Source organism: Cohnella phaseoli (assembly GCF_003386235.1).
Taxonomy (GTDB): domain Bacteria; phylum Bacillota; class Bacilli; order Paenibacillales; family Paenibacillaceae; genus Cohnella; species Cohnella phaseoli.
Genome location: NZ_QRDZ01000054.1, coordinates 25,941 through 39,725 on the forward strand (window position 1 = coordinate 25,941; position 13,785 = coordinate 39,725).

General features: G+C 56.8%; 10 protein-coding genes. 4 read left to right on the plus strand and 6 right to left on the minus strand.

The window, feature by feature from the left end; translation table 11 throughout:
• Positions 1 to 69: 69 nt before the first annotated feature.
• From DFP98_RS37100 to DFP98_RS37115, 4 genes are read left to right on the plus strand one after another with little or no spacing between them, the layout of a single operon-like run.
• Positions 70 to 1,458: an ABC transporter substrate-binding protein gene (locus tag DFP98_RS37100; protein WP_181918167.1), complete on the plus strand. Its 1,389-nt coding sequence runs from the start codon at positions 70 to 72 to the stop codon at positions 1,456 to 1,458.
• A complete protein-coding gene (locus tag DFP98_RS37105) occupies positions 1,455 to 2,369 on the plus strand; it encodes a carbohydrate ABC transporter permease (protein WP_116065687.1) in 915 nt (304 codons plus the stop codon). The genes DFP98_RS37100 and DFP98_RS37105 overlap by 4 nt, the downstream gene beginning before the upstream one ends.
• A 13-nt stretch (positions 2,370 to 2,382) precedes the next feature.
• The gene (locus tag DFP98_RS37110; RefSeq protein WP_116065688.1) at positions 2,383 to 3,195 is read left to right on the plus strand and encodes a carbohydrate ABC transporter permease; all 813 of its coding nucleotides are present in this window, start codon (positions 2,383 to 2,385) and stop codon (positions 3,193 to 3,195) included.
• Positions 3,196 to 3,231: 36 nt separating this feature from the next.
• Complete coding sequence (locus DFP98_RS37115; RefSeq protein ID WP_116065689.1) at positions 3,232 to 5,487, plus strand: PQQ-binding-like beta-propeller repeat protein; 2,256 nt, start codon at positions 3,232 to 3,234, stop codon at positions 5,485 to 5,487.
• A gap of 174 nt (positions 5,488 to 5,661) precedes the next feature.
• Here DFP98_RS37115 and DFP98_RS37120 read toward each other — a convergent pair whose 3' ends face one another.
• From DFP98_RS37120 to DFP98_RS37145, 6 genes are all read right to left on the minus strand, one after another.
• On the minus strand, positions 5,662 to 6,540 hold the full coding sequence (locus DFP98_RS37120; protein ID WP_116065690.1) for a glycoside hydrolase family 43 protein: 879 nt from the start codon (positions 6,538 to 6,540) through the stop codon (positions 5,662 to 5,664).
• Positions 6,541 to 6,813: 273 nt separating this feature from the next.
• Positions 6,814 to 8,463, minus strand: a complete 1,650-nt coding sequence (locus tag DFP98_RS37125) for an MGH1-like glycoside hydrolase domain-containing protein (protein WP_116065691.1) — start codon at positions 8,461 to 8,463, stop codon at positions 6,814 to 6,816.
• A 31-nt stretch (positions 8,464 to 8,494) separates the two neighbouring features.
• Positions 8,495 to 10,123 (minus strand): response regulator transcription factor, encoded by a 1,629-nt coding sequence (locus DFP98_RS37130; RefSeq protein ID WP_116065692.1) that lies wholly within the window; start codon positions 10,121 to 10,123, stop codon positions 8,495 to 8,497.
• A complete protein-coding gene (locus tag DFP98_RS37135; RefSeq protein ID WP_181918168.1) occupies positions 10,098 to 11,918 on the minus strand; it encodes a sensor histidine kinase in 1,821 nt (606 codons plus the stop codon). Before DFP98_RS37135 ends, DFP98_RS37130 begins: the two co-directional genes overlap by 26 nt.
• Before the next feature lie 38 nt (positions 11,919 to 11,956).
• Positions 11,957 to 12,796: a carbohydrate ABC transporter permease gene (locus tag DFP98_RS37140; RefSeq protein WP_116065694.1), complete on the minus strand. Its 840-nt coding sequence runs from the start codon at positions 12,794 to 12,796 to the stop codon at positions 11,957 to 11,959.
• A gap of 3 nt (positions 12,797 to 12,799) precedes the next feature.
• On the minus strand, positions 12,800 to 13,705 hold the full coding sequence (locus tag DFP98_RS37145) for a carbohydrate ABC transporter permease (protein WP_246017138.1): 906 nt from the start codon (positions 13,703 to 13,705) through the stop codon (positions 12,800 to 12,802).
• Positions 13,706 to 13,785 lie beyond the last annotated feature (80 nt).

Sequence of the window (13,785 nt, forward strand, 5' to 3'; positions counted from 1 at the left end):
GAGGCGCGATGTGACCTACAATTCAATTGTCGGACTCGCATCGACAAACTATCCGGGAGGTTACAGAACATGATGGCAATCAGAAGAAGCGCAGGCCTGCTCTTTGCGGGCGTCCTGACCGTCGCCCTGACCGCGGGCTGCGGCACGAATTCAGAGCCTTCGGCAAGCGGGGGAATATCCGGGACGCCGCAAGCCTCGGCAAGCGGATCGAAGCCGGCGGACGCCAAGGAGGTCGTCGTCCTGAAATACGCCTTGTCGGCCGACCAGGCGAGTAGACAGAGCACGAAGGATTTGATGGCGCTCGTCGAGAAAAAGCTGGGCAACGTGAAGCTTGAACCGTTCGTTATTCCGGGGGAAGGCGTCGAATTCAACAAGAAGATGACGATCAGCCTGATGGCCGGGGACGAGATGGACGTGCTGTACCAGAACGCGACGACGTACCAGAAGTTCGCCACGGCGAACCTGATCGAGCCGCTTGACGAGCTGATTGCCGGGGAAGGCTACGACATCGCCTCCATCTACGGAAGCAGCCTATCGAAGTACAACGATAAAATCTATATGCTTCCGGCGTTCCGGGACGTGCATGTGACGATGTACAACAAAGGGCTGTTTGACGCCGCAGACGTTCCGTATCCGGACAACGCCACCTGGACGTGGGACAAATACGTCGAGGCAGCGAAGGAGATTACGAAGCTGGGCAAGGGCGTATACGGCTCCTATATGCTGGACTGGGACAACTACTTCCTGTTGCAGGCACGGCAGAAGAAGGTTCCGGAATACAAGCCGGACGGTACTTCCAACTACGACGATCCGGCGTTTGCGGAGTCGATGAAGTTTTATGCCGATCTCGGCAACGAGCTGAAGGTTCAGCCCGACTTCATCACGTTCAAGTCAAAGAAAATGCCATGGGACGCCTTCCTGACGACAGACAATTACGGCATGTTCGTCGTCGGCAACTGGGCGGTACAGAGCGCCATGGACAAAAAGCAGTATCCCCGCGATTGGAAAATGGGCGTGGCCATCATGCCTCAGGTGGACGAAGGCGGCAAAGCCGTCATGGGCATCATGGGCGGCTACTCCGTAGCTTCGACGTCCAAGCACAAGAAGGAGGCCTATGAAGCGGTCAAAGCGCTCGCGGAGCTGCAGTGGACGCTTCCCGGAAACATTCCTGCCCGGGTCGATCTGAGCGATGAGGAGATCAACTCTATTTTCCAGCCGATGGTCGAAGGCCTGGCGGACGACGGAATTACGGTCGAAGAGCTGAAGGACGCCATTCTGAGTCCGTCGCTCGATATCGTGAGCGAAAAACTCGTCGGTCCCGGCATGACCCAGATCACGTCGCTTATTTCGTCGGAAGGCGAGCTGTACGCCACCAAGCAGCGGACGCTTGAGCAGACGATGAAGGAACTGAAGGAGAAAGCCGACAAGGCGATCGCCGAGGATCAATCCGCCCCATGAAAAAAGCGGCATTGGCGCGTTCGCATTCGCTTAGGCGGCAGGAACAATGGATCGGATACGGCTTTATTCTGCCCTTCACTATCGGCTTTATCGTCTTTCAATTGGCGCCGCTGCTGTCGTCCGTCGCGATCAGCTTAACGAATCTGAGCTTTATCAGCAATTTGTCGGGGGTCAAATTCGTCGGACTGCAAAATTTCATCTCTATGGCTGGCGACGAGCAGTTTACGGGAGCCCTGTGGAGGACGATCTATTATTGCTTTCTGTTCGTGCCGGGGGTGATCGCGGCCAGCCTGTTTTTCGCGTTCCTCATCAACCGGAATCTGTATTTGCGGAGCTCGATCCGCACGGCGATCTTCATGCCTTACGTGTCCAACATGGTCGCGATCGCGGTAGTGTGGGCGCTGTTGCTCGACGTGAACGACGGCCCGGTGAACGCGCTGTTGAGAGCACTTGGCGTGGAAAATCCGCCGCTATGGCTGCTTGGGGAGAAAACGGCTATTCCGAGCATCGTCATGATCGTTGTCTGGCAAAATATCGGCTTCTTCATGATCGTATTTCTAGCCGCCTTGCAGAACGTTCCGAACGAGCTGTACGAGGCGGCGATGATTGACGGAGCGGGGGGGTTCGCGAAGTTCCGCCGCATTACGCTGCCGCTGATTTCCCCAACGACCTTCCTGCTTACGATTACGGCCATCATCAATTCGTTCCAGAATTTCGGACCGATCCAGGTGCTGACCAAGGGCGGGCCGGGGGCGGCTTCCACGACGCTGTCCGTCAACATTTATCAGGAATCGTTCGTCCATTACCGCATCGGCTACAGTACGGCGCAAGCGATCGTCATGTTTGTGATGATTTTGGCCATCACGGTCATCCAATGGCGCGGACAGAAAAAATGGGTTACTTATTCCTGACGGAGGCTTGCCAATGCGCAAAATCATCGTAACGTCGCTTGCCGCACTACTCGGCATCGTTAATTTGTTTCCGTTTATTTTTATGCTGTCCTCGTCCTTCAAGCCGCTCGGCAAAATTTTCGAGTACCCGTTCCGGCTCGTTCCGGAGCCGTTTATTTGGGACAACTACAAGGGCATTTTCGGCGAGCAGTACAAATTCGCCTTGTGGTACCAGAATTCTGCCGTAATGGTCGTGCTGACGCTTGCGCTCAAGTGTGCGATCGTCTCGATTACCGCCTATGCGTTCGCTAGGCTCAGATTTCGCGGAAGAGATATGATTTTCCTGTTGTTTCTGGCCGCGCTCATGCTTCCCGGCGATGCGACGATCATTCAGCGCTACGTCATCTACAAGGTGCTGCATTTGACCGATACGGTCTGGGCGATTGCTCTGCCGGCGGCATTCGACGTGTACTTCGTGTTTCTGCTGCGGCAGTTCTTCCTATCGATTCCGTTCGAGCTTACGGAAGCCGCGATCATCGACGGATGCGGGCATTTCCGAGTGTTCTACCGGATCATTCTGCCGCTGGCCAAGCCGGCGCTCATGACGATGATCCTGTTTTCCTTCGTCTGGTCCTGGAATGACTTTACGAATCCGTTCATCTTCATTACGAATATGGATAAGCAGATGTTGACGGTCGGCATTGCAATGTTTCAGGAGATGAAGTCGCAAAATTATGCGCTGCAGATGGCCGCATCCTCGCTGGCGCTCATTCCCGTCGTTCTTTTGTTTATGTTTTCGCAACAATACTTTATTAAAGGCATCGCCACCAGCGGCATCAAGGGCTAAGCCCTCGCTGGGGCGATCCCCGCCGGAGGAACGGAAATGACAGCGAATTTGCTGGCGGGACTCCCGCCGGAACATACGAGATTCGTGCAGTTGCCCAACGATAAAGGACATAACGCGGCATGGGATTTCCGGCGTTCGCCGGACGGCCGGTTTTATGTCAGCGTGTGCGGAGAGAGCGACCTTCCGCTCAGCGCTCTTCTGTACGAATACGACCCGAGAAGCGGCGGGTTAAGCTTGATTCTCGACGTGGAGAAAAGCTGGATCGTCGATCCGCGGCAAATGCCGCCGAGCAAAATCCATACGAGCCTCGACTTCCTGTCGGACGGCCGCCTTATTATGGCGACGCACAATACGTCCCCGGCTCCCGGGCACCAGCAATGGCTGTTCGAGCAGCATTACGAGCATCCGTGGGAAGGCTACCCGGGATCCGTCGTCCTGATCGTCGATCCCGATACGCGCCGATCGCGGACGCTCGGCATCCCCGTACCGCGGGAGAGCATTTACGGGGGCATTCTTGGCGACGATCAGCGCTACTACTACTTTCTCGGATATATGAGAGGCCATTTTTACCGGTTGAATCTGGAGACGAACGAGGTCAAGGACTATGGCAAGGTGTCGGAATTCGCCTCGTGCCGGCTGATCAAGGACGGGAAGGGCCGCATCTACGGAAGCGCGTATACAGGCGAGCTGTGGCGCTACGATCCCGGGAAGGACGAGATCGAGGATTTGAAAGTTTGCTTTATGTCCCCGCATGGCACGAAATACCGGCGGGCGCTTATTTTCGGCTTGAACTCCCCGCGCGGCACGTTGTTTCTGACCAACAACGTGGACGGCGAGATGCTGGAGCTTCATCCGGAGACGCTGGAGGTCACCCGTCACGGCAGCGTGCATCTGCGACCGGAGCAGCCTCGCAATCCTTATCTGAGACATGCGATCGGCGGACTGGCAGCGGACAAGGATTTCGTTCTGTATTACGGGCTGGAAACGTATCACGGCGCAGATCTGATGCGGCTCGTGCGCTGGGACATTCTTCGCGGCGGAGAGCCGGAAAATCTGGGTCTGATCGCTCCGGACGGCAAGCAATCGCATTATGTTTGCGAGATGGAGTTCGACTGCGACGGCTGGCTGCACCTGGTCGACGTGTGCGGCGCTTACTCGCCTTATATTCTGGCGGTTGACGTCGCCAGGCTGAGCGCCCCAGGCGAAGAGGCCCCGGCGGCGGACATCCGTGCGATCGCGGAGCCGGATATGCACATGAACGCGGACGACGACGCCTTCATGCACATCGAAGCCGAGTCGACCCGGACACTGCCGCTGCACCGTCATATGCGCTGGAAGGATACGGCCGTCGGCTATATGCGCTTATCCGGCGGCAAGCTTTACGGAATCACGGGCGGCGAGCGGGTATGTCGAATTATTTGCGGGTCGGATGGCGACATGCCGGAGAAGGTCGAGACGCTGTACGAGGGAGGCGGCTTCCTCTCGGGCGCGGATTTGGCGGACGGCCAAACGGCGGTGTTGACGACGGACGGCCGTCTTCTGCTGCTCGATCCGGTGGTTGGGGAGGCGGTGAAGGTTGATCTTCCCGGCGATCTGACGGGGGGGCGGCTGCATTTCGCGTTGGAGGGAAGGGCGATCGCCGCCAGCGACCGGGATGGCTTCGTCTACGAGCTGAATTGCGGAACAGGAACGGCGTCCCGGCTGGACGGCATTCGGCTGCATACGTCCGACGCCCATCTTCAGAGATTGGACGAGCGTTATTGGCTGCTCTCCGGAACGGGAACCCGACTGCTCAAGTACGACCGTACGACGGGACGCGCGGAAAAGCTGGGCGTCGCGGCGCCGTCGATTCGGGGGAGAGGGTTCGCGGCAACGCTGACCGGCGGCGTTCTGCTGACGGATGGAACCTTCGTTGGAGGCACGCGGGACGGGATGTTATTCGCGCTGACACCCGATTTGCGGCGGTCGACGGGGTACGGCCGGCTTTATTCGGCCGGGGCGCTGCGAAATTTTGTGCTTGCCGGAGACGATGTCGTGCTTGGCGTATACGGCGGCTCCGCAGATGCTGGCCACGTCTTCCGCTTCTCGCCGGCCGGAGGCTTCGCCGATCTGGGGCGGCCTCGAGTTGTCAAAGACAACGCCGGGCAGCGGGAGGTCGATTCGGAGTGGGCCAACATCCATCACATTTCTCTCATCGCCTACTCCCCGCAGGAGGACTGCCTCTGGGTGGCTTCGGCGGAGCAATACGGGTGCGCGATTCGTTATCGCGGACTGGCAAGGTCGGATTCATAGAGCACTCATTTCCGGGAAGGAAGGGACCGCTTATGAAAAGTCGTGCCGAACGATGATCGATAGGCGGTCATAAGGCGCATCTATCTCCTTCCGAGGCGGACCGTCTCCAGGAGATAGATGCTTCTTCTTTATCATCGATCATCTTGTACGACTTTTCTTATGGGACAGTCCCCATTACTCGGCGAGCTTGAGCCGGCCGTCTTGCTCAACAAGCGGAAGGAAGACCGCTCGTTCCAGCGGCGTCTTGTTCGGCGTATGAAGCGCCAGCAGCAGCTCGCCGCCGAACGTACGGAAAATCATGCCGTGTCCGCCGTCGCTTTCGTAGATCGGCTCGGGCAAATGCTCCCAATGCCCGTCGATTTCGCCGTTCGCGGAGCGCGCGATCGCCTGAGCGTACCGGCCGCCGCGGAAGCTCGACCAGAGCAAGAGCAGCGTGCCGTCAGCGCAGCGGTGGACGAACGGCCCGTCGGTGACGTAGCCGAGCCCGTTTTTGACAGGTTCGACCCAAGCGGCGTCGCGCGCGGCGAACAGCTCGATCGGCTGTCCGATCGCTTTATCCAGTCCAGGCGACAGACGGATCGCGCAGATCGTTCCATTTACGATCTGCACCCACTCATGGCAGAAGATCATCCACGGCTCGCCTTGACCGTCCACATACAAAGTGCCGTCTAAGCATTCCCAATCCCGGGGCGTCACCGGTCCGTCGCTGTGCGGAACGAAGGGGCCGAGCGGATGGTCGGCAATCAGCACCTGCGTGCCCCGGCAAACTCCGTCTGTCTTGAATGTAGCGAACATGTAGTATTTGCCGCTGTAGGCATGGACTTCGGGAGCCCAGTAGTTCTTGTCCGACCAGAAGTTCGCCTCCGGGCGGAAAGCCGGGAACGGGCCTTCCCAATGCTCAAGGTCCTTGCTGCGATAAACGTCGAAGCCGATTCCTTTACTTTTCCAAATATCCGGATCGGTCGATCCGTACAAATAATAGCAGCCTTCCGGCTCATGTCGCAGCACGAACGGGTCTCTCATCTGAATTTGTTCCTTTTTAAGCGTCTGCATCGGTCAGTCGCTTCTCCTCTCATGGATGGCAGGTTACTTCAGCCCCACCGCTAATATTGGTCCACTTAATTAGACTCGATCTACTTGTAACGGCAAAATATACGATTGTTGATAACGGTGTGAAGCGTGGCTTAGGCCGAAAAAGTGCCTCGACGGAGCCGGCATGGCGTGCCAAAGGCCAAAAAAGTGCCTCGGCAGAGCCGGCGCGATGAGCTGGAGACCAAAAAAGTGCCTCGGCAGAGCGTGCGAAGCCTCGAACTGCATGGCAAGCTGCTACTCGTAAGCGGGAATAACGACGCCGGGATTCGATTCCGGAACGAATCCGGCCTCGTTGCCGCGGAAGCCCAATCTCTCATTGCCTTCGACGCGGAACGCGTACTCTTGGCCGTTCCACAGCAGCCGTCCGCGAACCGGGCGCAGCGTCATGCCGACGATGGCCCGGAGCTGGCCGGCGCGATCTGTGACGATCCGGACGCCGTAAGGGAATCGGGCGAGCTCGCGTCCGTCCGCGAGAATCGTACATTCCTCGGTCGAATTGAGCAGTTCGTAGGCAATTCCGTCGATTGTGCGAGCGTACGCCGTCCGTTCCGCCAGCGAAATTCCATGATCGAGCGGATAAGGCAGCAGCCCGGTGAACCAGACTTCGCCATCGGGAGCCGGCAAAATGCCGCAAAGCCGTTCGACGAAATCCAGCATGCAGAGCAGGGCGGGGGAGTAGCTTTCCGTATAGCCTTCTTCACCCGTCCAGGGACTGAGCACTTGCCCGAATCTGGTCATGCGCGACAGCGCCGACAAAATCGGCTGCATCGCCCAAGTCAGCTCGACGTGCCTGTCGTGATGCTCGAAAGCATGCGGGGCGCGGATCAGGCTGAGAAAATTCGTCGCGCCCGCCCAGGTGTTGTGGGCCGAGTGCGGGTCGAAGCGCGGATCGTCCATCGCAATTGAAGTAAACGGATATTTGGCGAAAAACTTGCGCGTATTTAGCAAGTATCGGCTCAAGCTCGACGCGAATAACGAGGAGTCGCCGACCTCGCAGGCCAGCACTCTGAGCAGCACGTCGGATTGAAGCCGCACGAAGCGATCGTGCTTGTCCCGGTCGTAGAAGAACCCGTCGCTGCCGTCGTAGCAGTGTCGGAACAATGCGCGCAGCGACTGCTCTGCCCGTTCCTCCCACGGGGCGTCAAGTCCAAGCTCCCGGGCCATAAGCGCAAGATACTTGCGCGAGCAATAAACGCTAGCCGTCAAATCCGGGGCGAGATAGGGGGCGAGCGGCGAATCCGGATCTACCTGCGTCGGATCTCCGCGGTGCGGCGTGTCGGCCACGTGCCAGAACCGCGGGGACAGGTCGTGGCCGGTGTCGAAGGCGCAGAACGCCTCGACACAGCCGGTGCCGCGCGTGTTGCGATACTTCTCCAGCCACTCGTCGTATCGATTCAGAGCCGCATACATTTTCTCCAGAAATCCCCGGTCTTTGCCGTTCGACAAATAATAGTTCCATATGCTTCTTGCCGGCGGCGATACGAGCTGAATTTGCCTAAACACAGGCTGATCTTCCGCGATTTTGTAAGGAATAAGCCCATCCTCGCGCTGATGGTCGGCGAACTGCTCATAGGTCGCACGCGATACGGAAGGGACGAATCGCGACAGCAGCTCGGCGTTGATCGTTCCTGTGCTTTCGAGCCAGCAGCCTTTGTACACGCCGCCTTCCTGCAGCGTCAAGGAGCCGTTCGACCCGCGCGACACGCAGTCGGGCAGCTTGTAGACGGCGGAGTAATACGCGTTCTCGAGCGTTCCTCCAGAAGCGGCGAACTTGACGCCGGACCGGGCGAATTCCGTCAGGAAGTCGCGGCCGGATTCATTGGCGAGCCCGCCGGCCTGGCGAAGCAGATCAATGGAACGAAGCCGTTCCAGTAATAGATCCATTGCGGTAGACACCTCGTTTATGGAAATCGGATCAGCGCTTATATTCCGATGGGCTGATGCCGGTGATGGATTTGAACACTTGACTGAAATAGGTCGAATTCTGAAAGCCGACCATCTCGCTGATTTCGTAAACCATATACTGGCCGGTCGACAGCAGTTCTTTCGCCTTCTCGATGCGGTACTTATTGAAGTAGGTGACGAACGGCTCGCCGGTGATTTTCTTGAACAGTTGGCTTAAATAGTTGCGGTTGACGTGGATCTTGGCCGCGATTTCTTCCAGCGTAATGTTCTGGTGGTAGCATTTCTCGATAAAATCGCCGATGACGCGGTCGATTAGCGCATGGCTCTTTTTGCCCTGCAAATTTTCCTTGATCTGCGCAATGGCGCGCGACATCTGCTCGTCCATCCAGTCGATCAGCCCTTTGGCCGTAGCGCTACGGTTGAGAGAGACGAGCAGCTCCTCCAAGCCGGTCTCGGCTCCGTCGTCGGCCGCATGCGCAGCCGTCGACCAGGCGGATGTCCACCAGGCGCTGATGAGTCCGGCACAGACGCCTTTAAGCCCGGGAAGAGAGGAGGAGACGAATGCGCGATCCGCCTTCAGCTCCTGCCATAGATCGGCCGCGTCCTGCAGTCGCTTCTGGAAGATGGCGTCGTTCAGCTTGCGGATCAGGTCGAGCGGCATAAGCCGCCCTTCCTCGGGATCCGTTTTTTCCGCGAATCGGTAGATGCGGTTCCAATCGTTCATTTCCGCCGTTTCGATGGCCGACTGGCTTTCCAGGAACGAGTCGAGGATGTGCTCGTAGCCGGTCCACGACTTTCCCAGGCCGCCAAGCATCGAGATTTTCATATATTGCAGCACGCTGTCGACGATCGCCGTCGACGCCTCCATAATGTTCGCGCTTGCGGCATCGCCTAACTGCGCTGCGCTGAGGAAGAGAACGACGAAGTCTTTATCGGAGTAAGCGACCACCTCGGCGGCAAGGTCGGGGCAAGCTTCCAGCCGTTTGTCCAGAACCTCGCGGATAATGTTGCCGGTTCCGAAGCGAAGCAGCTGCCAGTCTCGCTCACTCGTGCGCGTTCGGCCTTCCGTACGAATGAGGCTGAGCGTCAGCGCCTGCACGTCTATCTCCAGAGGCAGCTCCATAAATGCGATGCGCTGCCAGGGAAGCTCCTCGCGCCGGTAACGCGTCGTTAGCAGATCGCGGAAAAAAAGCTCTCTCATCGAGCGCTGCACGATGTCCTGCTGCCGGACGTAGCTGGCCAGCAGCTCGTCCCGTTCCTTGGACTCGTTGAGCTGCTGCACGACCTCGCGAACGACGAACTCAATCTCGGAAATGCTGGGAGGCTTCAACAGAAAATGCTGAATGCCTTTGGTTACCGCTTTTCTAGCATTGGCATAATCGTCGAAGCCGCTCAGGATGACGACCGGAAATTCGGGATCGATCTCATGAATCGCCTCGGTCAGCTGGAATCCGTCCATCTTCGGCATATAAATATCGGTAATGACGATGTCCGGCATGCGTTCCCGGAACAGTTCAAGAGCTTGAGCGCCGTCTCCGGCCGTTCCGACGATACGAACGCCCATGTCTTCCCATGGCACGTGTTTCAGCAGACCGTCGATGACGTATTGGTCGTCATCCACCAAGAGAATCGTATTCATCCGCAAGACTCCTCGTTAGTTGATTAAGCTCCTCTTCGTCGCGAATGAGCGGCAGGCGCAGCGATACCCGGGTCTGGCCCGAGTCGAGCCGATCGATCTCGACGCCGTAGGATCGCCCGCAATAGAGATGAATCCGGTCGATGACGTTGCGGATGCCTATGCCTTTGGCATTCCCGATGTCGAAATCAGGAGGAAATCCGACACCGTTGTCGAGAATGGAAATGAGCAGCGAAGGGAAACCGTCCGTCTGCTCGGCTTCGACGTGGACCTCGATGACGGCGCAATCCGCGCGGCTGCCGAAGCCGTGAATAACGGCGTTCTCCAGAAAAGGCTGAATCACGATTTTCGGAATCAGACAGGCGAACAGATCCGGTTCTGCGTGCTCGGAGTAGACGATGTCGAAGTTTTGCCGGAATTTCTGGATCGCTATATAGCAGCGGGCGTGATCCAGCTCGTCCTTGACGGTGACGTACCACTTGTCATTGCTCAGTCCGATGCGGAACAGCCGGGATAGCTGATGCACCATTTGGCTGATTTCGTGCGCTTTGTAATCCATCGCCCGCCAGTGGATCATATCGAGCGTATTGTACAGAAAATGCGGCTTGATCTGCGCGTGCAGCAGCCGCAGCTCGGCTTCCCGTCGGTCGCGGTGCTCCTTGTTCAAGCGGCCGATCAGCTGCTTCAGCCGCAGAACCATGCGGTTGAAATGCGTGGACAAATACATGTATTCCTGAATGCTCGAAGCGCCCATCCGCACGTTAAAATCGCCTTTCTCGAGCGTATGCATCCCATCGACGATTCGATAGATGGGGGAGGTCAGCTTTTTCGAAATCCAAAAGGCGATCGGAACGGAGAGAAGGATCAACGCGGCGAGCAGCCAGAACGACAGCTGCCGGATTTCCCGTCCGCTTTCGAGAAAGACGTCGCGCGGAATCAACTGCATCAATCGCCAATATTCCGAATTTTTGTCCGAAGCGATCAGGTTGTACTTGCGTCCGTCGATCTCGCCGTTCATCGGCAGCGAAGCGTCTCCGAGCAGCTTGGCGAAATCCTCCTTGCGCTCAATGTCCGCTCCGAACCGGATCGGAAAGTCGGGAGGCAGCGTCGAGGAAATGTAATTGCCGGTAGAATCCATGATGACGTAGTAGTCTTCGTTATTTGGAGAGAGCAGGCGCTTGGACAGCGTATTGAACAGCATTCGGTCCGGAATGTTGATCTTGACGATGCCGAGCGATTGTCCGCGGTTGCTGATGATGCGCTGGACGTAGCTGACCATTTCCGTCTGGCCGCCCGCCGAGTCGTAAGAGTGGGAGGCGATCCAGAACCCGTCCGCTTTGTTCATGCGTTCCAGCCAGCCCTGAGCTTCCGCATCCTCATAACGATAGAGAAACCGGTCTTGAACCGGTAAATAACTGCCGTGCCAATCGCTGTACAGCTCGATCGAATGAATGCCGGTTTTGACGGAAAGCAGCTTCTGAAATTCCTCGTAAATGCTTTTGCTCTTGGAATAGAAATCGTAGAAGCTGACAGGGGAATCGGCCAGGTGGCTGCGAATCAGCTCGTTCGTCACCAGGAAACGCGCAGTGTCCTGAATGCCGGACACGTAATTCGACAGCTTCTGAGACGTTTCCTCGAGCAGCTCCTTCTTCGTCTCGCGGATTTCGCGATAGGCGAGATCCGAGTATGTGGAGTAGAAGAGACCGGCTGACAGCAGCAGAAGAATGACGTTAAAGCCGATGAAACAGAGCACCATGAGCGTAAACAGTTTGGTCGGATATTTGAATAGCTTGCGCATAGGCTCCATTCCTTTTCTCGGGGTGTCGTTCTTCTATTCTACCCTTTCAGGCCGGACGTCGCGATTCCTTGCGTAAAGTATCTCTGACCGGCGAAAAAGACGATTAGGCTCGGAACGATCGACAGCACTGACATCGCGAATACGGCGCCCCAGTTCGAGTTGCCGCTGGAATCGAGGAAGAGCCGAAGCCCAAGCGGAACCGTAAACTTCTTAATATCGCTCAAGTAGATGAGCTGTCCGAAGAAGTCGTCCCAAGTGCCCATGAAGGTAAAGATCGCGGTCGTAATCAGCGCCGGAGCGCATAGCGGCAAAATAATTCGCATGAACAGCGTAAACCAGCCGCATCCGTCGATTTTCGCGCTCTCGTCGAGCTCTCGCGGAATGCCGCGGATGAACTGGACGATCAGGAATACGTAGAATGCTTCTGCGAAAAACTTCGGAACGGTGAGCGGAAGGAACGTATCCACCCAGTTGACCTGATGAAAGATGATATATTGCGGAATAAGCGTTACGTGGCCGGGAAGCATGATCGTGCCCAGCATGACCGCGAACCACAGCTTCTTCAGCGGAAAATCGATTCTCGCGAAGGCGAAGGCGGCCATCGCCGAACTGACGACGACCCCGATGATCGCGACGACGCAGATGAAGATCGAATTTAGAAAAAATCTTCCGAATTGAATGTTGCGCAGGCCGGACCACCCGTCGGAATAATGCTCGAACGTAATGACGGAAGGCCACAGGCTCTTATCCGTAAAGATCATTGTCGTCGGTTTTAAGGAGCTGCTGATGAGCCACAGCACCGGGTACAGCATCAAGAGGCCGAAGCCGAGAATGAAGGCGTGCAGCAGCAGCGATTTCGTATTGTTGCGAACCGTCATTACTTATTTCCCCCCATCCGAATAGAAGACCCAGTAGCGAGAGGACAGGAACAGCAGGCCGGTAAATACGGCGATAATAAGCAGCAGCACCCACGCCATCGCGGATGCATAGCCCATATCGAGGAACGTGAAGCCTTTAATGTACAAATAGAGCGAGTACAGCAGGGTAGAGTTGATCGGACCGCCGTTGCCGCCGCTGATGATGAACGCTTTCGTGAACGTCTGGAACGACTGGATCAGCGTAATCGTCAAATTAAAGAAAATAACCGGCGTGAGCAGCGGCAGCGTAATTTTTGCGAATTTGCGGAATTTGCCGGCCCCGTCGACGGTTGCGGCTTCGTACAGCTCCACCGGGATCTGCTTGAGACCGGCCAGGAAGATAATCATAACCGCGCCGAATTGCCATACGGACAAGCCGATCAACGAATAGATCGCATAGTGAGGATTGGAAATCCAGGCCGGGCCGTCGATTCCGAACAATCCCAAGCCTTGGTTAAAAACGCCTTCCTTGTCGAACACCTGCTTCCAGAGCACCGAGATTGCGACGCTTCCGCCGAGCAGCGACGGGATGTAATAAATCGTCCGGTACAGGTTCAATAGCCGCAATCCCTGGTTAAGAAGCATCGCGATCGCGAGGGCGAACGAAAGCCGGACCGGGACAGACAGGAAGACGTATTTGATCGTGACCCAGATCGAGTCTTTGAGCCGGTAATCGTCGGTGAACATGTCGACGTAGTTTTTCGTCCCGATCCACTGCGGGCTCGTCAGCAGGTCGTACCGCGTAAAGGACAAATAAAACGAGGCGACGATCGGACCGAGCGTCAGGGCGAAAAATCCGATTAGCCAGGGGAGCAGGAATGCGTATCCGGCCAAGTAATTCCGATATTTCTCTGTCATGGTTATGCCCATTCCTTTCGCTACGCTCAAGGCACAAAACGGAATGAAATCCGTTCGCCTTTGGTGATTTTTTTGTATTCTGGAGTTGCAGA

Coding starts and splice junctions, on each gene's coding strand:
- DFP98_RS37140 (WP_116065694.1), bottom strand. CDS start 12,796: ATGACGGTTCGCAACAATACGAAATCGCTGCTGCTGCACGCCTTCATT.
- DFP98_RS37135 (WP_181918168.1), bottom strand. CDS start 11,918: ATGCGCAAGCTATTCAAATATCCGACCAAACTGTTTACGCTCATGGTG.
- DFP98_RS37110 (WP_116065688.1), top strand. CDS start 2,383: ATGCGCAAAATCATCGTAACGTCGCTTGCCGCACTACTCGGCATCGTT.
- DFP98_RS37100 (WP_181918167.1), top strand. CDS start 70: ATGATGGCAATCAGAAGAAGCGCAGGCCTGCTCTTTGCGGGCGTCCTG.
- DFP98_RS37105 (WP_116065687.1), top strand. CDS start 1,455: ATGAAAAAAGCGGCATTGGCGCGTTCGCATTCGCTTAGGCGGCAGGAA.
- DFP98_RS37115 (WP_116065689.1), top strand. CDS start 3,232: ATGACAGCGAATTTGCTGGCGGGACTCCCGCCGGAACATACGAGATTC.
- DFP98_RS37130 (WP_116065692.1), bottom strand. CDS start 10,123: ATGAATACGATTCTCTTGGTGGATGACGACCAATACGTCATCGACGGT.
- DFP98_RS37125 (WP_116065691.1), bottom strand. CDS start 8,463: ATGGATCTATTACTGGAACGGCTTCGTTCCATTGATCTGCTTCGCCAG.
- DFP98_RS37120 (WP_116065690.1), bottom strand. CDS start 6,540: ATGCAGACGCTTAAAAAGGAACAAATTCAGATGAGAGACCCGTTCGTG.
- DFP98_RS37145 (WP_246017138.1), bottom strand. CDS start 13,705: ATGGGCATAACCATGACAGAGAAATATCGGAATTACTTGGCCGGATAC.